This is a genomic window from Adlercreutzia sp. CNCM I-6216 (assembly GCF_977113345.1).
The window spans coordinates 1-21,607 of sequence record NZ_CDSBIE010000007.1 but is presented as its reverse complement, the minus strand read 5'-3'; the positions used below and the strand labels follow the sequence as shown (position 1 = coordinate 21,607).

Below are 21,607 nucleotides of genomic sequence, written 5' to 3'. Positions count from 1 at the left end.
TCATGGCTCATAAATACGGCATTGCGATCGATTACCGTCGCTGCATCGGCTGCGGAAGCTGCTCGGTTTCCTGCAAGCTGGAGAACAACCTGCCCAACGACGTGTGGTACTGCACGGTGAACACTGTGGGCGGCGCGAGCAAGGACTGCCCCAGTGGCTCCTACGGCTCCAACACCATCGCCTACCAGCCCCTGCGCTGCCAGCACTGCGAGAATCCGGCTTGCGTTGCGGTGTGCCCCACCGGTGCCACGACCAAGGACGAGGAGACCGGCATCGTCACCCAGGACACCGAGACCTGCATCGGCTGCCAGAGCTGCGTGGAGGCCTGCCCCTACCAGGCCGTCGGCGCGGGCGTGCGCACCTACCTGGAGGCCGAGCCCGAGTTCCTCGTGGGCTTCCCCGTGGGCAACAGCGAGGCGCCGACCCACGTGAAGAACACCGTGGAGAAGTGCAACCTGTGCTACCAGCGCATCTCCGAGGGCGACCTGCCGGCCTGCGTGGAGGGCTGCCCCACTCTGGCCATGACCTTCGGCGACCTGAACGATCCGGAGAGTGACATCTCGAAGCTCATCGCCGAGCGTGAGTGCGAGCAGCTGCTCGTGGACGCCGGCACCGGCCCGTGCATGTACTACCTGAAGTAAGCTAAAGGCTCCGCTGCGATGCCATGGCGGCCCGAAATGGGTTACCATGGCATCGCTTGCGTGGGAGGAGAGGGGTTTTCCGTGAACACCGTTTTGGGGACCATGTTCAAACTTCTGGCCGTGGCCTGGCGGCCGCCGACAGCCGGCCCGTGGATCGAGGCCGTCGTCTCCGGCATGATGGCCCGCGACCTGGCCGAGGCATCCGCTGCGTTGGAGCTTTCCCCGGCGGCCATCGAGGCGTTCTCCGCGGCCTTGTCCACCTACGAGGGAGCCGATGCGGAAGAGGCGCTCCACGCCATCCGCCGCGAGGAGACGCGCCTTTTCATCGGCCCCGATCCCGTGGTAGAGAACTCCGAGGGCACCTGGCTGCAGCGGGCTCACGGGGTGGCCCATCCCATCCGCATGATCAACAACCACAGCGTGGCCGTGGCCGACTTCATGAAGGAGTGCGGCGTGGTGCGCAAGGGGAAGTACAACGACTGCATCGACTACCTCTCCAACGAGTTCGACTTCTGCGGGCATTTGGCCGATGGCGGCACGCTGTCGGTTCCGTCGGATATCGACGCCGCCGAGCGCCTGCAGGCCTTCGCCGACGAGCACCTGTGCGCTTGGGTGCCCGGTTTCTGCGCCGAGGTAGAGGCCGACGCCGCCGAGCCGTTCTACCGGGGCCTGGCGGTGCTCACGGGGGAATTCACGCGGGCGCTCTCGTGAATGCGAGCAAGCGCTACGGCAGCGATCGGCCCATCAAGGTCGATATCCTGTTCACCGAGGATCGCTGCATGCACCACAAGAGCGTGTTCGCCCAGTGCGATTCCTGCGTGAACGCCTGCCCGAGCCACGCGATCCATCGGGGGGAGGGCACCTCGGTTCCCCTCTTCGACCCAGCACTGTGCCTCCATTGCGGCACATGTCTGTCGGCCTGCCCCTTCGAGGCGTTCCAGGCGACGAACTTCTCCGAGCGGCGGGCCCTCAAGCGCATGGGCAGCGACGGCGCGGTGCGCGTGCGCTGCTGGCTGCCCCATGGCGAGATTTCCGCCCTCGCCTCGCCGGTGGACACCTACCAGATGGCCGTGTGCCTGGCCGCCCTCACCCCCGCGGCGCTGTTCTCCATGGCCTGCGAGCGGGAATGCACGCTGGTGACGGATCGCTGCGAGACCTGCGCGCTCTACCGGACCGTGGGTCCGGTGCTACGCGGGAATATGGAGCGGGCCCGGGCGCTTCTGGGCGATTGGCACCGGGAGGGCAACCTCGTCGACAGCGGCGGGATCGTCTTTCCCGAGAGCGGGCCCGTGGGCGCCGATGATGCCGAACGTATCGGGAGAATCCGAGATGCTGGGGATGGCGGTTGCGGCGCTATCAGGGCGAAAGAGCCAGGCGGGAAAGGGGCGTCCGATGCTCCCGCACCGCGCTCCTCGGCCCGGGCGCTCTTCCGCCGCGTGGCGGCCGAGTGCGACGAGGCCGGTGATGTCGCCCGGGGCGACGGGCTTCCCGAACGGTCGGTGAAGCGCCATGCCATCGGCTGGCGGCTCCAACTTGAGAAACGTTGGCATGACGCGGCGGACCGGCCGGACGGCGGCGCCTATCTGTGGCCCGTGCAGCGGGTGAACGAGACGCGCTGCGCCGGGTGCGGCACCTGCGCTCGGATGTGCCCCACCGGGGCCATATCGCTGACAGCGGAAGACGGCGCGCTCGCGTACCGCTTCAACGCCGGGCAGTGCTCGGAATGCGGGCTGTGCCTGCGCTCCTGTGCGCAGCAAGCCATCGAGCGCGAGGTCGCGCCCTCCTCCGATCCCTTCGAGGCGCGGGAGGTCTACCGCCAGTCGGTGGCGCCATGCCGCCGCTGCGGCTCCCTTGCGCCGATCCGCTCCCAGGTGGACGGTCTGTGCCGCCTGTGTGCCTTGGAAACGGGCGCGGTGCCCTGGCCCGCTTCTCCCGCTTCCGCATCCCTTGCTCCCGATGACGGGGAGATTCGCCCATGATCTTTTCCATCGAGCGTCTCTTGCTGCTGCAGCGGTTGTATCGGCTCCTCACGCGGACGGCTCTCGCCCTGGGCGACATGACGCTCATCGAGAGCGCATGCCTGGCCTTGGCCGCGCAGCAGGAGGAGGGCGCGACGGCCGCTGAGGCCGCGGCGATTCTGCGCATCGAGCGGGCGCAGCTCAATGGAGCAGTGGCGCTGCTAGAGGATCGCGAGCAGGTTCGCTGGGAGCGCAGCAGCCGCGATCGGCGCACGTTCGCATTCCGCATCACGGCCAAAGGGGCCGAGGCAGCGGCGTTTCTCGATGAGGCGCTGGCCATCGCGCTCATCAATCGGAGCCGGTTTCTTACCGAGGAGGGCTTCGACCGGCTCGTGGGGCTGCTGCACCAATGCTTTGCCGATGCGGAACCCGATGGCGAGGCGTACCTTTTGCCCGCGGCCGCCCTCGGGGCGCTTGGCGCCTTCGGGGCGGCGCTGGCCCAGGCGGGGGCCCAGCGCGGCATGCCCTCGGGCCAGGTGATGACGCTGGCCCTGCTCAAGCGGGCCGGGGGGCCCGTGAATGTCGCGCCTTTGGCTGCGGCGCTCGATCTGTCGCTGCCCGCGGTGCGCCTGCAGATCGAGGGGTTGGTCGAGAAGGGCCTCGCAAAGCCGGGATCATCTCCCAACGAGGTGCTGTTGGAGCCATCGGGCGCCCAGCGTTTGGAGGCGGTGCTCGCCCACGAGGCCGTGGGACGCGTGCGAGCTGCCTCTGCTGCGTCTTGGGCGCGCGATGCGTCTCGCGCCGAGGCCTTCGACGAGCTGATGAGCCTGCTGGACTATGTGCTCGACGGCCAGGCGGAAGAAGCCCCTTCCGTTGCCGCGACGCCCCTGGGCGCCACAGCGAGCAATCGCCCTTCGGCGCTGGCGGCGCTCTACGCGCTTCTGGCCCGCCTGTTCTCCTATCCCGAGCGGCGTCAAGCCGAGGATCATACCTCCATCGAGCTGCTGCGGCAGGTACGAGAGCTGTTGGAGGGCCTCGGGCCGCGCGAGGGACTGCCGGTAGATGTGGCCGTGCGCTTCGAGGCATGGGCAGCCAAGAGCCCGACGGCCCGCGGCCGCGATTTGCGGGCGGAGTTCACGCGCCTGTTCTACGGGTACCCGCGCCTGGTGCCCCTCACCGGCTCGCGGTGGGTGACCCAGGGCCGCACGGAGTTCTCCCTGGCTCACGGCGAGCGGGCGGCGGTGGGGCTGGAGTACCGCAAGTTGGGCCTGAAGAACCGTCCCGGCAACGGCGACCCGTTCGATGCGCTCGTGAGCGAGTTGGACTTCCTCTCCTACGTCACCTCGCTGGAAGCCCGCGCCTTCGAAGGGGGAGACGCCGGCAGCGCCCGCGAGTGGGAGCTGCTGCGCCTCGATTTCTGCGCCCACCACTTCGGCGAGCTCGCGAGCGGCGTCGCCCGGGCCATCACGCAGCACAGCGACAACGCCTTCCTCGCCCTGTACGCGTGGCTTCTCAACCTCGTCGCCGACGGAGTCGCCTAGGGCGGGGCCGCTTCCCGTCGGAAAGGCGCCTGGACAGTGGCGATGGGGAATTCCGCGTCCTGCCGCCTGCGCTCATTTTGACTTCATCGTGGCCGATCGGCCTCTCGTTTTGAGGAGATCGGGCCTCGGGTTCCAGCCCCTTGCTATACTACTCGGGAAAAGTACGAGGGATAAGGGACGGTTCATGGCGAAGAAACTTTTGATGGGCAATGAGGCGTTTGCCCACGCGGCTCTGGAAGCCGGGGTGAACGTGGTGGCGGGCTATCCGGGCACGCCGTCGTCCGAGCTGGTGGAAACTGTGGCGAAGCTGCACGCGGCGGGCGCGGCCCAGGACGTGCATGTGGAATGGTCCACCAACGAGAAGGCGGCGCTCGAGATGCTGGCCGGCGCGTCCTACTGCGGCGCGCGGGTGCTGTTCACCTGCAAGCAGGTGGGGCTCAATGTCGCTTCCGATGCGCTCATGTCGCTGAACTACGTGGGCACGGGCGGCGGCTGCGTGCTGTTCGTGGCCGACGATCCGGGCCCCATCTCCTCCCAAACCGAGCAGGACACGCGTCGGTTCGGCGCCTTCGCGAAGGTGCCGGTGCTCGATCCGGCCACGCCCGAGCAGGGCTTCGCCATGATGCGGGCCGCCTTCGATCTGTCCGAGCGCTACCACACGCCGGTCATCGTGCGTCCCACGACGCGTATCAACCATGCTTCCACGTTCTTCGAGGTGGCCGAGGAAACTCACGGTCGTCCGCTGCCTGAAGGGGGCTTCCAGAAGGATCCCAAATGGGTCATTTTTCCCAAGCGTGCCTACGAAGGCCACGGCGAGATTAACCGCCGCCTGGCCCAGATAGCTTGGGACTACGCTCACGACCCTGCATTTGCGCAGTTCAACGAAGTGTTCGAAGGGGGCGGGGAAGGTGAGACGATTGGCGTCGTGCAGAATGGCGTCGAAGGTGCTGGAGCGTCCGCTCCTGCGGTGGGCATTGTGGCTGGCGGCGTATCGGCAGCCTATGCTCGCGAGGCGCTGACGCTCATCACGTCTCAGGCCGCTCGTGCCGGCATCCCCGTGCCGCGCTACCGCTTCATAGCTGTGGGGACGCCGTATCCTTTCCCGACTGAGACGGCGGCGGCCTTTGCCGAGGGGCTGACCGATGTGATCGTCTTCGAAGAACTCGATTCCGTGCTGGAAGAGGAGATGCTGAAGCTGGCCGGGGCGCGCCATCTGCCGCTGCGGGTGCACGGCAAGCTGACTGGCGAGGCTAACGACCGCGGCGAGAACATGACGGAGAACATCGCCGGCCGCCTGGGCCGGTTCTTCGATCGCACCCACCGCTCCAATGGGCTCGCCGCCCTGGTGGCGTCCACCATCGGCGCCAACGATCTCAGCTACGAGGGCCCGTTACCCGTGCGGCCGCCGGTGCTGTGCGCGGGCTGCCCTCACCGCGGCAGCTTCTATGCCGTGAAGCAGGCGCTCCGCGGTCGCGAGGCCGTGCTGTGCGGGGACATCGGCTGCTACACGCTCGGCAACGCCCAGCCGCTCGATGCCGTGGACACCTGCCTGTGCATGGGCGCGGGCATCACCATGGCCCAGGGCTTCGCCGTGGCCGAGCCGGGCAAGAAGCAGGTGGCCTTCGTAGGCGACTCCACGTTCTTCGCCAGCGCTATGACCGGCATCGCCAACGCCGTGTACAACGGGCACGACGTCACCTTCGCCATCCTGGACAATGCCACGACGGCCATGACCGGCAGCCAGCCGCATCCCGGCACGGGCGTCACGCTCATGGGCGAGCGGCGACGGCCCATTGTGATTGAGGAAGTGCTGCACGGTCTGGGCGTCCAGCACATTGGGTTCGCGAATCCGCACAGCCTGGAAAGCTCCGTGGCGGCGGCCCGCGCGGCCATCGACTTCGAAGGCCCGTCGGCGATCATCTTCCGCGCCCCGTGCATCCAGCTGAAGAAGCCCGATGCGCCGGTGACTATCGACGCTGATACGTGCACGGGCTGCAAGAAGTGCATCACCTCCATCGGGTGCCCCGGCATCGGCTTCGACGAAGGGCTGCGCGGCCCGAAATCCGGCGGACGCGGCCAGGCGTTCGTGGACACAAGCCTGTGCGACGGCTGCGGCCTGTGTACTCAGGTGTGCTCCTTTAACGCCATCCAGGGTGCCGTGGGTTTCGGCGGGGCGGCTCCAGTGGAACCGACCATCTACGCCCCGAACCCCGATCCGTTCCAAACCGGCCCGATCTCTGGTTTGACTTTCAGTGGGGAAGAGTTGGAATGCGGCGGAGATGCAGTGGAAGAAGGGGGTGCCCGATGATTGACATTCTGCTTGCGGGCGTGGGCGGCCAGGGCACGGTGCTGGCTGCGAAGGTTCTGGCCCAAGCGGCGCAATCCAAGGGCTGGCAGGTGCGCACGGCCGAGACCATCGGCATGGCCCAGCGCGGCGGCAATGTGACGAGCCACGTGCGCATGGGCTCGAACGGCGAGGCGGTGTTCTCGCCGCTCATCACCCCCGGCACGGCCGATATCGTCATCGCCCTGGAGCCCGGCGAGGCAGCCCGCGCCCTGCCGTTTCTGGCGCCCGGCGGCGTGCTCGTCACGGCGACGACGGCTATCCAACCGGTGACCGCGGCCCTGTCGAGCCAGCCCTATCGCGCTGGCGACGTGGTGGCGGCTTTGGCGAATTCTCTTCAGGCGGAGGCGTCCCGCGAGCAAGCGGCCGAGGTCGCCATTGCGCCGAATGCCAAGGCCAACACCCAGGACGCCGAAGCCCCCGGTGTGGAAGGCTACCCGGTGCCCCTGTTCATCCCCGTGGACGACGAGGCCCTCGTGCGCGAGGCCGGTGCGAGCTCCCGCAAGTCCCTCAACATGATGCTGCTCGCCGTGGCCGTGGCCCAGGGCCGTGTGCCGCTCACCGTCGACGAGCTGAAAGATGCGGTGCGCGCCCGCGTGAAGCCCCAGTTCGTCGCCATGAACCTCGCCGCCATTGACACCGCCGTCGCCAACTTCGGATAACAGAGGGCCTCGGATAATTTGCTCTAGCTGAATAACATGCAAGAGTTCTCATAGACGTGTTGCTTGATTTGTCAATTAAAGCATCTATAATTAATACCATAATTATGGTAATGAAAGTAGGTGCCTTATGACAGCCGCTGTGGCAGCGCTTCCGCTTATTCGACCTATCACTGATTTGCGCACGCAGTTCAATGACGTGTGCGCTCAGGCGACGGAGAGCCAGGAACCCATCATCCTCACGAAAAACGGCGTACCGGCCTATGTGCTGGAAGACTGCGCCGCTTATGAGGCCGCCGCTCAGCGCAACCGCATGTTCCTCGCCTTGCGTGAGGCGGAAATTGAAGAGCGCTACCGCCCGGAGGCGCTCACAGCGGAGGAATCCGACGCGCGCATGGCCGAAATCTTCAAGGTATGGGGGCTCGACTATGCTTGATCTTGCATGGCGTCCGCGGGCGCAGCTCGATCGGGAGTCCATCGCCATTTACCTCGGCCTCGAGCGGGGAATGCCCCAGGCGGCCCTCGATGCGATAAAGGGTATCGATGCGGCTTTGGAAACCGTACGAACCTTTCCGGACGCCGGCGGCCACTTTACCGACGACCATCTCGAGCACGAGTACCGCACGACGCTTGCGGGCCCCTACATCATCTACTACCGTTACAATGCCACTACGCTTACGGTGTACCGCATCATGCATCAGCGCCAATCCATCGACACCTACAGCCTGATTGAGTATTAACACTCAATCCAGAATCAGTATAGGTTGCCAAGGTACAATTCGAAAACAGTTGATCAATCAACCCTCAACCGATCAAACTCGGAAAAACATGAATCAAAAACTCGGAAAACCATGAATCAAAAACTCGGAAAACCATGAATAGTTTGATAGTATAGGGTCGATGCAAAGAAGCCGCTCGTAGAGAAAAGGTTGCGTGGGCCATGCCTCGGAAAACGCTTGTAAAGAATGGATATCTGCCGCGTCTTGTGGACGAGCAAATAGAGCGCTATCTCGAGGTCTTCGGGGCCGTAGAGGTGGCTGGTACGAAGTGGTGCGGAAAGACGTGGACGGCTTTGGCCCACGCGCAAAGCGTCAGCTATGTGGATGAAGAGTTGGACATGGCTCGTGCCGACCCAAAACTCATGCTCATAGGCGATCGCCCCCACGTTATAGACGAATGGCAGCTTGCGCCTGCGATTTGGAATGCAGTTCGTCATGCCATAGATGACGAGCGGGGGTTAAGGGGGGCGTGGCTGCTGACTGGGTCGTCCACCCCGATCTCGTCCGATGACCAAGAGGGCCAGAGCAGGCATAGTGGTGCGGGTCGGATTGGCTCTGTGAGGATGTATCCCTTCAGCTTGGCCGAGTCTGGGGAGTCTGAACGTTCTGTCTCGCTCCGCGGTCTATTCGCTCACCGGTTTCAGCCAGCGAAAGTTGAAAACGATACGCGTCAGCTAGCTGAGTTGATCTGCCGTGGGGGATGGCCCGAAGCCCTCGATCTTTCCGCTGAAAACGGTCAGCTCGTTGCAAGAGAATATCTGCGTCTTGTTTTCGAAAAGAGTGCTCCTAAACATGGCAAGAGTGGAGAGGTGGCCCGTCGGTTGTGCTTGTCGATTGCCCGCAATTTGGGACAGTCTCCAACCTACAAGACCATCATCAGCGATATGTACGGCGGAGAGGACAATCCATCATCCCTCGTAACCGAGCAGACGCTCGCCTCGTATCTGGAGTTTCTTCGCTCGATCTACCTTGTCGAGGAGGTGCCGGGCTGGGTGCCGCCAAAGCGCTCAAAAAAGCGCCTAGCGACGAAGCCGAAGCGCTACTTCGCCGATCCGTCGTTGGCCGCCGCCCTGCTATTGCTTTCGCCGGATTCCCTCCTCGCGGATGGGCAGACCTTCGGTCTTGTTTTCGAGAATCTTTGCATTCGCGATCTCAAGGTATACGCCCAGGCGATGGATCCTTCGATGCCGGCGGCTGTTTACTACTATCGGGACGATTCGGGGTTAGAGGCCGATGCTGTCATAGAGACCCTGGATGGTAGATGGGCCGCCTTCGAGTTCAAGCTCAGCGAAGAGAAGGTTCCCGATGCGGTGAAATCTCTCAGGCGGCTGCGGAAGAAAGTTGCAGAAAACCCACGAGCGCAGGGGCGTCCTCCAGAGTTCCTCTGTGTGATAACCGGCATTGGCTCGTATGCTAGAGAAGTGGAAGAGGGCATTTACGTCGTGCCCCTCAGGGCGCTGGCAGACTGATACGGTGTACCGCATCATGCACCAGCGCCAATCCATCGACACCTACAGCCTGGTCGAGTATTAAAGGACTTCCAGCGGGATTTACCGCTTGGAGTGAAAGAATTTTCTTCCATGATAGCTTCTAAGTTCCTCTAAGTTTGCAAGGGGTTCCCTGCAAAGACCTATTAGAACTACGGAGGGGAGGAGTACGGGTAATTCTGATTTGGGAGAAAAATTCGTGAAATAATCTCCCGCAGCGGAGATTTTTACGGCAAAGAGGATTATCTGCACTCGCTCGAAGAACGCTTGGCCTCGGGGCAATTAATAATTCGGAAAGAAAGATTGCGGATGGCGGTAATGGCTATTGGGGTCTGGTTCTCGTACTCTTGTAGACACGTTGAGGAGAACGTGCTTCTGAGTAAGGGAGAAGAGGAGGACCTATGGCTCGCAATGAAGAGACGCTCCACGTTGATTCGCACCCGACGACTCGGAACGCTGCTCATCTGACTCGCCGCAGCTTTATCAAAGCCACTACGGCTGCTACGGCTTTGGCCGCGGCTAGCTCGCTGACTGCTTGCGCTCCGGCTACGAGCGATTTGGCCGCTACGGGTGAAGATGCTGAAGCTGCCCATCCGGTCGGTCGCGATATCGTGTCAGGCGAGTGGAAGACGGCGGCCTGCTGGCACAACTGCGGTGGTCGCTGCCTGAACAAGGTGCTTGTGCAAGACGGCGTTGTCGTGCGCCAGAAGACCGACGACACCCACGAGGACAGTCCGGACTATCCGCAGCAGCGCGGGTGCCTGCGCGGCCGCAGCCAGCGCAAGCAGGTGTTCGCCGAGGATCGCATCAAGTATCCGCTCAAGCGCGCCGGCTGGAGCTTGGACGCTCCCAATGGCGAGTTGCGCGGCAAGGACGAGTGGGAGCGTGTGAGCTGGGACGAGGCGCTCGATCTGGTGGCTCAGGGCCTGACTCGCGCCAAGGAGCAGTATGGCAACCGCTCCATCCTGCTCCTGAAGGGTTGGAATCCCGAGATGACCCGCACCATGGGCGCCTTCGGCGGCTTCACGAACTTCTGGGACACCAACTCCTATGGCTCCTGGTCGAAGACTCCGTTCGTCATCGGGTTCCATCACGACAACATGCAGGACCAGACTATCAACGACCGTTACGACCTGCGCAACTGCGAGACCATCGTCATGATGGCTATGAACCCGGCCTGGAGCGCTGCGGGCAGCCAAATGTGGAACTACTGGCAGGCCAAGGCCGCCGGCGCGAAGTTCATCGTCGTTGATCCCATGTACAGCGAGACGGCGGCCACCTTGGATGCGGAGTGGATTCCCATTCGCCCGGCCACCGACATGGCCTTCCTGCTCGGCGTGGCCTACGCCATGCTGGAGGCCGACGAGGCTGAGGGCCTCATTGACTGGGACTTCCTGAACCGCTGCACCGTGGGCTTCGATGCCGAGCATATGCCGTCCGATGCTAAACAGCAGACGAACTTCAAGGACTACGTGCAGGGCGCCTACGACAACACGCCGAAAACGCCGGAATGGGCCAGCGAAATCTGCGGTGCCTCGCCCGAGGCCATCCGCAATCTGGCCCGCGCTATGGGCAAGGATCACAAGGTGGGCTTCCTCGTGTCGGCTGCCTCGGCCCGCGTCAACAACACCGACAACCTGCCCCAGCTCGTCATGACCGTGGGCGCCATGGGCGGCCACATGGGCAAGTCGGGCCACATGACGGGTTCCACCATGCATGTGACTTCGGGTAATGGCGGGCCGGCTCTCATTAAGGCCGGCAAGGACGGTCTGCCCGAGATCAAGAACCCCGTGGATGACCACATCAATGGCAACGAGGTGTGGGATGCTGTCATCGATGGCACTTATACTTTCACGGGCACGAAGCACTACGACCCGGCCGAGAAGCGCGATATCGACATCCACGTCATCTACCATTCAAGCGGCAACAAACTGCAGACCAACGTGGGCATGGCCCGCGCCATCGAGGCCCATCGCAAGGTGGACATGGTGGTGGCCCATGCCCAGTTCTTTACCTCGGCCGCCCGCTATGCCGACATCATCCTGCCCCTCACCACCGAGTGGGAGCGCTTCGACGGTCTGTTCGGCGGCACGCTCGGCCATAAGTCGAACCGCGAGATGATGGTGGCCTATCAGCAGATCATCGACCCCTTGTACGAGGCAAAGTCCGACCAGGACATTGCCTGCGAGCTAGCCGAGAAGCTGGGCATCGCGCGCGCTGATGTGTACCCCTTCGATGTGAAGCAGCAGTATTTCAATCAGCTGGCTTCCATGGAGGTGTGCGACGAGGACGGCAAAACCTATGTGCCGGCCGTGGGCATCACCCAGGAAGACATCGACGAGCTGGGCGTGGAAGGCGAGCCCCAGGAGGGCAAGCTGGCCTATCAGGAGCTCAAGCAGCTCGGCGTGTATCAGGTCAAGCGCACTCCCGACGACAACTACGGCTATATTGCTTTCAAGGACTTCGTGGAAGACCCCGAGGCTAATCCGCTGGAAACGCCCTCCGGTAAGCTGGAGATATACAGCCAGACGCTTGCGGACACGTTCTCGGCCATGGGTTGGGACACGGTGACCCCCATTCCCACCTATGTGAAGGTGACCAACGGCTACGAGGACGCCTCCGCGTCCGGGGCTGAGTATCCCCTGCAGGTGATGAACCCCCACTATCTGCGTCGTGCTCACTCGGTGTTCGACAATATCGGCTGGTTGCGCGAGGCGTGGACGAACCCGGTGTTCATCAGCACTGCCGACGCCGATGCGGCCGGGGTGTCCGACGGCGACACGGTGCTCGTCTCGAGCCCCTACGGCCAGTGCGTGCGCAACGCCTGCGTGTATGCGGGCCTCATGCCCGGCGTGGTGGCTCTGCCTCACGGCGCGTGGGTGGCCGTGGACGAAGAGACTGGTATCGATGTGGCCGGCGCTGACAACTGCCTGACGGGCCCCGCCCCCAACGGTCAGGGCGTGTCGGGCTACAATTCCGCGCTCTGCAAGATTGAGAAGTACACGGGCGAGGCTTTGGCTCCCGATGCCGAGCAGCCGCTTCGCATTGTCTGCAAGGATGGTGAGTAACCTATGGCCGACGTGAAAGAGAACAAGAACCCGCAGGGATTCTATTTCAACCAGCAGATGTGCATAGGCTGCCGTACGTGTCAGGTGGCCTGCAAGGATAAGAACGACCTGGAAGTAGGCTACCTCTTTCGCCGGGTGGAAAGCTTCGAAGTGGGGGAATTCCCCGCTCCCGCCACTTTCCACTACTCCGGGGCCTGCAACCACTGCCATACTCCGGCCTGTGTGGAAGTGTGTCCTGCTGGCGCCACTTACATCAACGAGGAAGACGGCACGGTGCAGCATGACGATGAAGCGTGCATCGGCTGCGGCTACTGCGTGAAGGCTTGCCCCTATGGACACCCGGTGCTCATCGAGGAGTTGAACGTCGTGCATCGTTGCGACGGATGCATCGATCTTCGCTCGGCAGGGGAGAAGCCGGCTTGCGTGGCGGCTTGCCCCATGCGCGCACTCGATTTCGGGCCTATCGAGGAATTGCGCGCTGCTCATCCTGACGGGGTGAACCAGATCTCGGTGCTGCCCGAGCCCACCACCGATCCCTCGGTGGTTATCGATGCCCGTCAGGCGGCCTTTGCCGGCGAGCTGAAGCAGCTCGTTCTGTAGCCACCTTTCCGCCGAGCCGGGCCGTGCGACCTCCCTCCCGTCGTACGGTCCGGCTTTCCGCGCTACACTGGTCGAAGGTGGAAGGGGGGCGAAAGTGAAGCTGAAAACCAAATTTCTCTGCCTGATCGCCGTGCTGCTGGCGGTGTCGCTCGGTGCGAACTTGGTTTGGACTTCCGCAAACAAGCATGCCCAAATGGAAAACGAGTTGCGGGAGCAGGCGCGCGCCCTCGCTCAGCAAATGGATGCCGTCTGGGAATTCATGGTGGCCAATCAAGACCGCCTGGCCCAAGTGGCCTTCACGGAAGATGGCGTGTACCAAGGGCTTCACTGCGCCATTGCTGGTCGCATCATCGGTCAGTCTTTCACGATGCATTCCGATTACACGACGCGGTTCGTGAATTTCAATCCGCGCAATAAAGCTGGTGAGCCCGATGGCTACGAGGCGGCCGCGCTCTCCGCGTTCCACGACGATGCAAGTCGTGCCGACTACTACGGCTTTACCGACTATGAGGGACACCAAGTCTTTCGATATGTGGCTCCCATGACCATAGATGAGGCCTGCCTGCAGTGCCATGGCGAACCGGCTGGGGAGCTGGACGTGACCGGCACTCCCAAAGAGGGGTGGAAAATGGGGGATATCGGTGGCGCCATCAGCATCATTATGCCGCTCGACGTGTACCAGGCCAATGAGCGCGATTCCATTGCTCAAGATGTCCTGTTCTTCGCCGTCATGCTGGCGGTGTGCTTGGTCGTGGTGTATGTGGCGCTGACCTATTTGGTCACACGGCCTTTGGGCAAAATTCGTTCCGGTGTGGACGAGGTGTCAGAAGGCAATCTTGATGTGCGTCTCAGCTATAGCGAATCGTCCCAAGAAATGAGTTCGCTCACGACGGCCTTCAACGACATGGCCCACGAGCTTGCTGATGTTTACGCAGGACTTGAAGACGAGGTGGCTGATCGGACGGCTCAGCTGCAGCAGGCTAACGAGGTGCTCGAGCAGCAGCGCCGCCAGCTGGAAGCGGTCAACGCTCAGCTGGTGGATGAGAATCAGTACAAGAGCGACTTCCTCTCTATGGTGAGCCATGAGCTGCGCACGCCGCTCACTTCCATCGTGGCCTTTGCCGATCTGCTGAGCAAGCATCGTGCAGGAGCTGACGAGAACGAGGCTAAGGCCTTGGCGGGCATCGAAGCTAACTCCCAGGCGCTCATGCTGATGATCAACGACATCCTGGAGATGAGTCGTCTTGATGCCGGTCGCGTGAAGCTGAGTCTGGAAGTGGTGGACGTCGGCGATGTGGTGGGCATCGTGCGCGCCACGGTAGGGCCCCTGGCGGCTAAGGAGCATTTGGAGTTCACGAACGAGGTGGCTCCGGACGTGCCGCTCGTGCAGGGCGATTTCGACAAGCTCGTCCACGTGCTACAGAATTTGTGCGGCAACGCGGTGAAATTTACGCCTGACGGGGGTACCGTGCATCTTGGGGCCGCTTTCCACCCTGCCAGCTCAAAAGACGCTGTCGATGAGGTATGGCTTACGGTGGCTGATAGCGGCATCGGCATAGATGCCGCAGATCAGGAACGTATCTTCGAGAAGTTCGTGCAGGTGGATTCCTCATCCACCCGGCGCTACAACGGTACGGGATTGGGACTCGCCATCGTGCGCGAGTACGCCGAGATGCACGGGGGCTCTGTGAGCGTGGAAAGCGAGCTGGGCCAGGGAGCTTCCTTTGTCGTGCGCATCCCTGTGTCTGGCCCGGTTTCGCGAGAAACGGCAGAGAAGGACGAGAAATCTGGTAGCGGGCCTAGTGGCGAAGACCTTCCGAAGGGGGAACAATCATGAATCGACCCATCAAAGTGATGCTTATCGACGACGATCCGGGCATTCACGAAAGTCTTCGAGCCGTCGTAGAAGAAGCGGGCTACGAGTTCTGCGGGGCTCTTGGCGGGCGAGAGGGGCTTCGGCTGTTGGATGACGAACACCCCGATCTGTTGCTTCTCGACGTGATGATGCCCGGCATGAATGGCTTCGACGTCTGCCAGCAAATGCGCGAGGAGGGACGTCGCATTCCCGTTATCTTTCTCACGGCGAAAAACGACATCGTAGACAAGAGCACGGGTTTCAAGGCCGGTGCCGATGACTACGTGACCAAGCCCTTCATCGCCGATGAGCTGCTGCTGCGCATCGACGCTCACGTGCGGCGTCACCGCGGCGACATCGAACATGCGCGCAAAAATTCAACCGATGCCAGCGAGCTGGCGCGCCGCGAACCGTGCCGCATAGGAGATCTGGAAGTGTTCTTCGATCGCTACGAAGTGCATTTGCACGGCGAGACAGTTCCTCTGACGGCTAAGGAATTCGAAATACTTGCGCTTTTGGCCGAAAGCCCCGGAGAGGTGTTCACGCGACGCCGCATCTACGAGCACCTGTGGGGCGAGACGGCGGAGGTGGATGAGAACTCCATCACGGTGTTCATGCGCAAGATCCGCGAAAAGATTGAGAACAATCCCAGCGAGCCGCGATATCTGCTCACTGTCTGGCGCGTTGGCTATAAGCTGGCGGCAGAGTAGCGAGTGACGGGATAGGCTGTCGCTGCGTTTCTCATTTTTGGTTCTGATCGGCCATTTTCCCTAAAATCATACCTTTCGGATGAGTGCTTTAGGACATATCGCCGCTTTCGTGAGACTGACGGCGAGGCGCCAATGTCCTTACGATGCAGGGGTAACCGAACCGGCAGGGACGCTGGTTCGCCGAAAGGAGGAAGTAATGGGAGAAATCAAGGGAATGGGTCGTCGCGACTTCTTGAAGACGGCTGCTCTCTCTGGTCTGGCGCTGGGAGGCGCTGCTGCACTGACGGGTTGTGCCCCCTCGACGGGCGCGGAAAAGGGCGCGAGCGCGAATGCGAGCGCCGGCGCCGATGTTGCTTGGGATAAGGAAGTAGACGTGCTCGTCATCGGCTCGGGCACCGGTGCGTTCGCGGCTCTGGTCGCCGCGGCCAAGGGCGCCGAATCGGTGTGCCTTGTCGAGAAGGGAACCATGTGGGGCGGCACTGCCGCTACCTCGGGCGGCGGCCTGGCTGTGCCGCTGACCTACGCCGCCACCGACGCCGGCATCACCGACAGCAAGGAAGAGGTGGTCAAGTACTTCACCAACGCCACCGACGGTCGCGTCGATCAGGCTGTGCTCAACTCGTTCATCGATAACGGCAGCACCTTCATCGACTGGATTTCTGAGGAGATGGGCTGGAAGTTCGCAGCCTCGCCGCTATTCGGCGATTACTACGAGCCCATGGATGGCTGGATTCCCATGGGTCGCGGCAGCCTCGGCGCCGCCGACGCCAGCGGTTCGCTCTCGGCTGCTCAGATGTGGGATCAGATGTCCCTACGACCTGTTCAACCAGGCGTTCGCCTACTATGACACGGGCGAGCCGGGCCATGTGAACATCCCCGCCTACTTCATTTGCGATGCTGCCTGCTGGGCTACCTACTCGCTTCCCGGCCACACGGTAGGCGCCGTGGGCGATGGCGAGGACAGCTACTTCAACGAGACCTACGGCGGAGAAGCTTCCGACCCGTCGGAGGTGCCGGCGCATTTCGTGAAGGCCGACACTCTGGAAGAGCTCGCCGAGAAGCTGGGTATCGACGCGGCTGGCCTCGCTGCCGAGATTGCGACCTTCAACGAGAACGCTGCCAAGGGCGTTGACCCGGTGTACCATCGCGGCGAGAAGCACCTGGACATCAACACCACCGGCGTTATGGCCGGTAGCCGAACCGATCTGGCGAACCCGGTGCTCGCGCCGCTGGCCACGGGCCCGTTCTACGGCGCCGTGTATGTGCCCGGCACCTGCGGCACCGCCGGCGGTCTCACCATTAACGAGAACGCTCAGGTCGTGAACGTGAACGGCGAGCCCATCGAGCACCTGTACGCCGTGGGCAACTGCTCCTCCGGCGTATCGGGTGGAACGTACGTGCACGGCGGCATCAGCCTGGGTTCGGGCGCCGTCATGAGCTGGGTGGCCGTGAACCACGTCCTGGCCGCCAAGGCTTAAGCCAACTTCTGCTGGCAGCGGATCCCTCCCTACGCTGCCAGCCCATACCCTTTCCTTTGGCGGCTTCGCTTCGGCGAAGCCGCCTCCTTTATCAACGGAAGGAAGGCGCTTTAATGGGGAGCATTCCTTTTGCTAATGAGGGAGGTTCTGCTTGAAGTAGTCGATAAGCTCCTGTTTGGAGTGGATGCCGAGTTTCGCGTAGATGCGCTTCGCGTGGGTGCGGGCCGTGCCCTCCGAGATGAACAGCTCTTGCTGCACAATGCGCAGGCTTCGTCCCTCTAGGAGAAGGGACGCCACTTCGGTCTCCCTTTTGGTGAGGCCTGCCTTTCGAGCTACGTCCTCTACGGCCGATTCGCGACTCATGCTTGCCGTGCGTCCCAAAGTGTTCACCCATATCCCCGAGAAGGCGAAGAATCCCACCAGGGTGAGAAGGCAAACGAAGGAGGACAGGTCGACGAGAATGGGATCTGGCAACGGAATGAAATGCTCGCGTCCAATCATCCCGATCGTAACGCCGGCGCCCCAGCACAGGTTGATGAGGGCGAAGTAGGTGGCCTTGCGCAGATCGAGGCCAAATGCCGTGATGACGCCGAGCAGCAGGAAGAGCAGCTGCGAGATGAGGAACAGCGGCGCGGGGTGAGTGAACAGCTCCGAGGGCGAGGTGGCCATGGATACCGTGCCGAGTGCCACCACCAAACCGGTTGCGAGACCGACGAGGCACGGTACGACGATAGGCGAGGACAGGCGTACCTTCTTGGGCAGAGGCCCCAGGCGTGTGGAACTTGGTGCGGGGTTGTTTGCGCCTGCGAGCATGACGAGGGGTGCGGCTATGATGCAAGCGTCGTATACGGCTCGCGGCACGAGCAAGAGCCCCAGGTTTAACAGGTAGAAAAGCAGCAGCGAGCCGGACAGCGCCACCGATAGCGTGGAAAAGTCATCGCATTTCGCCAAGGTCTCCAGTCGAAGCAATGCGGCGAAAGTGCAAGCCACGGTCAAGGAAAGAATGAGCGTCGCATGCAGTGTGGCACTGGAGATGGGCATGTGGGGCTCTAGGGCCAAGCCGAGGGTCGTGAACGTGGCCGCAAGGGCGCCGCCGATGCGAATGGCTTTGGGGATGCGATCCCATCGCGCCCGGCCTATGCCTATGACCAAGGCGATGCCGATGAGTGGGCCTGGTATGGCGGGCGTTGCAACAGAGTCGATAAAGGATACGGTGAAAAGGCTGTCGTAATTAATTTGATGCAGCCAGAGCCAGATGATGGCATCGAGTAGGGCTATCTGCGCTGCCTGTTTCCGGTTGACCCTATGGGCCTTCAGATTGATTTGCACGATCCCCTCCCTTGAAATAAGCAAACCATGTCTTTTGGTCGAGAAAAGCCCAAGTATCCGTTTTTGTTAGACGGGCATTTTCTGGCCCGCTGGATATGCTTCCTGCGGGTTTGGTCTCGGGCTCTGCAATTTGCTCGTGGAAGACAATGTAGCAAACCTGGGGCCGAGCCTATCCGTTGGAAGTTTTTTTGTCAAGAAAGAGGCCGCGGCATGAGACGGCTTTCGAGCCCCTGGAAAAGGGATTCATTTTTGTGTCCGTTTTGAAACCAATATGAGTGTTTTATCAGGCTTAACCTCCACTTATGCCGAATCTGTTCTTGATAAAATCGAAGGGTTTTTGAGAGAGCGAAATACGTGCGAGAAGGAACGGTCTTATGGTTTCTCGTTTCGAATATCATGGCAAGGAAAGCTTGATGGAAAAGCGCCGCCAAAGGCGCAAAGAGCAGCTGAGGAATCGGACGGTGGCCCTGGCGGCGGGCTTGTTGCTGGCGGGTGTTTGCGGTGTGTCGAGCGCCCTTGCGGCTACTGGGGGTTCGGACGGGTTCGATGTGGTGGACGTCCTGCAGGATACCGCCTCGTTGAGCGCCGCGCCTTCCAGCCTTGTTCCTGCTGAGGACGACGCGCTCTGGCAGGTGGCTGCCGAAGGTGGGAGCGATGCCGCCCTGAAGGAGATTGCGAGCCGGGGTGCCAATCTCCTAGCCGCCCGATCTGGAGGTCAGAGAGCGGTTGAGGGAATGCGAATTACGACTGCCCTGATTAAGGTAGAAGGTGTACTCGATCAAAATTTGGCAAATGATAGCTCCTTCTCCGTCGACTTCAACAAGCAATTCACCCTGCACATTGAGGTGGAAAGCGAGTTGAATCTGGCGAATAAAAAGGTGGAGATCACCGTGCCCGACGGGCTGACCGTGGTGGAGTACCCCATCCCTGAGCGGGGCGGTATGGCAGAAAGCGTAACGCCTGAAAGCATTGACAATCTGCATAGTAAGAACAACTACGGCGGATACTGTCCTACAAATGGCACCATCACCTATTCCCTCAAAAATACGGCGGAAAAGAACAGCTTTAATATCGTTCTGGCCCCGGACACCGTTCTCTGGAACAGAACAAAGGAGCAGGAGCTTAAGGATTCGCTCAAAATCGAAGTCTACACAGGCGATCGAACATATCAGACAATCTCTGCCACTCCAAAGATTACGGGCAAATACAATGATACGCCTAGTGACAACAGAGCGATCCAGACCGGCCCCAGACTGTCCCGGATTGGCGTGAAGACTGGTGTACCCACGGCGGCGAATCAGCCCTTTGCCCTGCGGCAAATCTGGATAAACCCGGACAAGGACTACATCGATATGCCCCAGTTCTTCAAAAAGCTGGAGATCACCATTGCCTTGCCACACTACACAAAAAATGGCAGCAATATTTATGCGGAACTCGATCATATCACCTGGGATCCTGCGGGAGAGTCCACCAGGCCCAACCTGCTGGATCCGAAAAATCACAAGGGCGAGGACGGCAGCTATAAGGACGGGTTTACCTTTACACAAAAGACAAATGAAAACGATCATACCGTCACACTGACCTGGGAAAACCTGTACCTGGAGTATGCGCAGGACTACTTTACCCCCTATTTTAAGTGGGTGTCTGATTGTGACGTCACAGACACAAATGCCGTCAAGTGGGACAGCGCTTCGATTCTCAACACCGGTAAGACAGCCCCTGGATGCTACGAGGGGAAGACGCCCACTACTGGCGATGCCTCCGCAGTGGGCGGAACGATCACCTGGCAGGATGACAGTACATGGTATCTCTATAATGGTGACTGCACTACGTTCAGCTTTACGGCCCGTGAAGGCGAGAGCATGAGTGTGGCGGGAAAGGCCAACGATCAGCCAATCTATAATTACGCAGGCGATTCCGGTATTACCTATTATCTGGGACAGTTCCATGTGGTCAACCAGGGCGCCGCCGCCAGCGCCAATAAGACGGTGGAATTCACCTACGCAAACAATGATAGAATCGGCGTCACCGCCCAAAAGATTCCTGCAAGCACGGGCAATACTGTGGAAGTCTGGTACACGACGACAACGAACTCAACCGAGCAGAAGTACAACGGCACCCTCACCAGCAGCGGCGGCTTTGTCACCTTTACCGCCCAGATGGCAGGACTTGGTGAGGACGAGTATTTCACCAAGATCAAGGCCAACGTAGGCAGCTATGAGAAGGATTACGTGGGCTATGTGGCCTCCCGTGCTCAGGATCCCACGTCGGGATACGCCACTACCTTCGGCAAGCTGCTGACCGCAGAGGAGGCTACGTATTCCAACTTTGCTTCCATGAAAATGTACGATACTGGTTCAGGTGATAGCACGGCCAAATCGGGCGACTATACCGTAAAGGTCACAAACACAAGGGGCGAGATTCCTCTGGCCATGGAGCAGGCGTATAAAGAAGGAACTTTGGAGCGAGTGCCTATCCTGAGCAAGACCTCCACAACGGCGGGAGAGACCATTACCTTCAACGGCCTGCTCAGCTCGTCCGCCTATCCTTATTCCTCCAACAATGTTACAACGGATCAGGAAATCTATATCCGTCTGCCGGAGAAGATAACTGTTGAAAATCTCAAGCTGTATCAGGAGGTTGGTAGAATAGCGGATAAGGTTTTTCTGCTCGATGCAGTCGTGGAGACTGTGAAGAGTCCCCAAAGAACAGAAATACCCAAAACCGCATACAAGTTTGAGGCTGTGACATCTGCCGAAGCAGGCTACAAGCTGTACAAGATTACCTTTACGAACCAAGATAACCCCGCAAAGGTTGGCTGGTTCACCGATGGGCTGGGGCAGTACCAGATCGGGATTTCCTTTGATATGAATATCGCCAAGGATGCCGACGCCATGACCCTGGATATGAGAGACTGCGTGCGGTTCAAGAGCGCATCACTGACCTCAACATCAAACAACGGTACCTTGGCACAATATCAAGTTATGGATAATGGGGTGCGGTACAGCACCTTCAACGTCAACGCAAAGGGCACGAAGCTGTCTGTGGTGGCGGCGCGTTATTGGAGTCAGGTTAAATCAGCCACACCCAAGTCGGAGATAAATCGCCAATCCCGGCCAATTTAATTTCGCCAATACGCCAGTGATTCTAGTTGCGAT

The 21,607-nt window shown here is 61.0% G+C and carries 17 protein-coding genes; 16 read left to right on the top strand and 1 reads right to left on the bottom strand.

What is annotated here, in order from left to right:
• The first annotated feature begins 2 nt into the window (after positions 1-2).
• From ACYVRU_RS07840 to ACYVRU_RS07770, 15 genes are all read left to right on the top strand, one after another.
• The gene (locus ACYVRU_RS07840; protein ID WP_461185976.1) at positions 3-641 is read left to right on the top strand and encodes a 4Fe-4S dicluster domain-containing protein; all 639 of its coding nucleotides are present in this window, start codon (positions 3-5) and stop codon (positions 639-641) included.
• A gap of 81 nt (positions 642-722) precedes the next feature.
• Entirely contained in the window at positions 723-1,352 is a 630-nt protein-coding gene (locus ACYVRU_RS07835; RefSeq protein ID WP_461185975.1) for a TorD/DmsD family molecular chaperone, read from the top strand.
• Entirely contained in the window at positions 1,349-2,620 is a 1,272-nt protein-coding gene (locus tag ACYVRU_RS07830) for a 4Fe-4S dicluster domain-containing protein (protein WP_461185974.1), read from the top strand. Before ACYVRU_RS07835 ends, ACYVRU_RS07830 begins: the two co-directional genes overlap by 4 nt.
• Positions 2,617-4,140 carry a molecular chaperone TorD family protein gene (locus ACYVRU_RS07825; protein WP_461185973.1) on the top strand — a complete coding sequence of 508 codons (1,524 nt, stop codon included), beginning with the start codon at positions 2,617-2,619 and terminating at the stop codon, positions 4,138-4,140. Before ACYVRU_RS07830 ends, ACYVRU_RS07825 begins: the two co-directional genes overlap by 4 nt.
• A gap of 184 nt (positions 4,141-4,324) precedes the next feature.
• Complete coding sequence (locus ACYVRU_RS07820; protein ID WP_461185972.1) at positions 4,325-6,448, top strand: thiamine pyrophosphate-dependent enzyme; 2,124 nt, start codon at positions 4,325-4,327, stop codon at positions 6,446-6,448.
• Positions 6,445-7,146, top strand: a complete 702-nt coding sequence (locus ACYVRU_RS07815) for an indolepyruvate oxidoreductase subunit beta (RefSeq protein ID WP_461185971.1) — start codon at positions 6,445-6,447, stop codon at positions 7,144-7,146. Before ACYVRU_RS07820 ends, ACYVRU_RS07815 begins: the two co-directional genes overlap by 4 nt.
• Positions 7,147-7,273: 127 nt before the next feature.
• Entirely contained in the window at positions 7,274-7,579 is a 306-nt protein-coding gene (locus ACYVRU_RS07810) for a type II toxin-antitoxin system prevent-host-death family antitoxin (RefSeq protein ID WP_022741620.1), read from the top strand.
• Positions 7,572-7,883, top strand: coding sequence for a type II toxin-antitoxin system RelE/ParE family toxin (locus tag ACYVRU_RS07805; RefSeq protein WP_114538936.1), 312 nt, complete (start codon positions 7,572-7,574; stop codon positions 7,881-7,883). Before ACYVRU_RS07810 ends, ACYVRU_RS07805 begins: the two co-directional genes overlap by 8 nt.
• 200 nt (positions 7,884-8,083) lie before the next feature.
• The gene (locus ACYVRU_RS07800) at positions 8,084-9,391 is read left to right on the top strand and encodes an ATP-binding protein (protein WP_022741614.1); all 1,308 of its coding nucleotides are present in this window, start codon (positions 8,084-8,086) and stop codon (positions 9,389-9,391) included.
• 419 nt (positions 9,392-9,810) lie between these two features.
• Positions 9,811-12,477 carry a molybdopterin-dependent oxidoreductase gene (locus tag ACYVRU_RS07795; RefSeq protein WP_114548466.1) on the top strand — a complete coding sequence of 889 codons (2,667 nt, stop codon included), beginning with the start codon at positions 9,811-9,813 and terminating at the stop codon, positions 12,475-12,477.
• Between the two features lie 3 nt (positions 12,478-12,480).
• Positions 12,481-13,077, top strand: coding sequence for a 4Fe-4S dicluster domain-containing protein (locus ACYVRU_RS07790; RefSeq protein ID WP_114548465.1), 597 nt, complete (start codon positions 12,481-12,483; stop codon positions 13,075-13,077).
• Between the two features lie 94 nt (positions 13,078-13,171).
• On the top strand, positions 13,172-14,914 hold the full coding sequence (locus tag ACYVRU_RS07785; RefSeq protein ID WP_114548464.1) for an ATP-binding protein: 1,743 nt from the start codon (positions 13,172-13,174) through the stop codon (positions 14,912-14,914).
• Positions 14,911-15,642 carry a response regulator transcription factor gene (locus ACYVRU_RS07780; RefSeq protein ID WP_231699539.1) on the top strand — a complete coding sequence of 244 codons (732 nt, stop codon included), beginning with the start codon at positions 14,911-14,913 and terminating at the stop codon, positions 15,640-15,642. The genes ACYVRU_RS07785 and ACYVRU_RS07780 overlap by 4 nt, the downstream gene beginning before the upstream one ends.
• Positions 15,643-15,838: 196 nt before the next feature.
• Complete coding sequence (locus tag ACYVRU_RS07775) at positions 15,839-16,489, top strand: FAD-binding protein (protein ID WP_452039425.1); 651 nt, start codon at positions 15,839-15,841, stop codon at positions 16,487-16,489.
• A gap of 19 nt (positions 16,490-16,508) precedes the next feature.
• A complete protein-coding gene (locus ACYVRU_RS07770; RefSeq protein WP_198160984.1) occupies positions 16,509-17,120 on the top strand; it encodes an FAD-binding protein in 612 nt (203 codons plus the stop codon).
• Between the two features lie 132 nt (positions 17,121-17,252).
• Here ACYVRU_RS07770 and ACYVRU_RS07765 read toward each other — a convergent pair whose 3' ends face one another.
• The gene (locus ACYVRU_RS07765) at positions 17,253-18,449 is read right to left on the bottom strand and encodes a helix-turn-helix transcriptional regulator (protein ID WP_461185970.1); all 1,197 of its coding nucleotides are present in this window, start codon (positions 18,447-18,449) and stop codon (positions 17,253-17,255) included.
• 374 nt (positions 18,450-18,823) lie between these two features.
• Here ACYVRU_RS07765 and ACYVRU_RS07760 point away from each other — a divergent pair, with 374 nt between their 5' ends.
• On the top strand, positions 18,824-21,574 hold the full coding sequence (locus tag ACYVRU_RS07760) for a hypothetical protein (protein WP_461185969.1): 2,751 nt from the start codon (positions 18,824-18,826) through the stop codon (positions 21,572-21,574).
• Positions 21,575-21,607 lie beyond the last annotated feature (33 nt).

Excerpts from the sequence above, each read along its gene's own strand:
- ACYVRU_RS07820 (WP_461185972.1), top strand. The coding sequence starts at position 4,325 with ATGGCGAAGAAACTTTTGATGGGCAATGAGGCGTTTGCCCACGCGGCT.
- ACYVRU_RS07840 (WP_461185976.1), top strand. The coding sequence starts at position 3 with ATGGCTCATAAATACGGCATTGCGATCGATTACCGTCGCTGCATCGGC.
- ACYVRU_RS07815 (WP_461185971.1), top strand. The coding sequence starts at position 6,445 with ATGATTGACATTCTGCTTGCGGGCGTGGGCGGCCAGGGCACGGTGCTG.
- ACYVRU_RS07805 (WP_114538936.1), top strand. The coding sequence starts at position 7,572 with ATGCTTGATCTTGCATGGCGTCCGCGGGCGCAGCTCGATCGGGAGTCC.
- ACYVRU_RS07790 (WP_114548465.1), top strand. The coding sequence starts at position 12,481 with ATGGCCGACGTGAAAGAGAACAAGAACCCGCAGGGATTCTATTTCAAC.
- ACYVRU_RS07775 (WP_452039425.1), top strand. The coding sequence starts at position 15,839 with ATGGGAGAAATCAAGGGAATGGGTCGTCGCGACTTCTTGAAGACGGCT.
- ACYVRU_RS07800 (WP_022741614.1), top strand. The coding sequence starts at position 8,084 with ATGCCTCGGAAAACGCTTGTAAAGAATGGATATCTGCCGCGTCTTGTG.
- ACYVRU_RS07825 (WP_461185973.1), top strand. The coding sequence starts at position 2,617 with ATGATCTTTTCCATCGAGCGTCTCTTGCTGCTGCAGCGGTTGTATCGG.
- ACYVRU_RS07780 (WP_231699539.1), top strand. The coding sequence starts at position 14,911 with ATGAATCGACCCATCAAAGTGATGCTTATCGACGACGATCCGGGCATT.
- ACYVRU_RS07810 (WP_022741620.1), top strand. The coding sequence starts at position 7,274 with ATGACAGCCGCTGTGGCAGCGCTTCCGCTTATTCGACCTATCACTGAT.
- ACYVRU_RS07760 (WP_461185969.1), top strand. The coding sequence starts at position 18,824 with ATGGTTTCTCGTTTCGAATATCATGGCAAGGAAAGCTTGATGGAAAAG.
- ACYVRU_RS07795 (WP_114548466.1), top strand. The coding sequence starts at position 9,811 with ATGGCTCGCAATGAAGAGACGCTCCACGTTGATTCGCACCCGACGACT.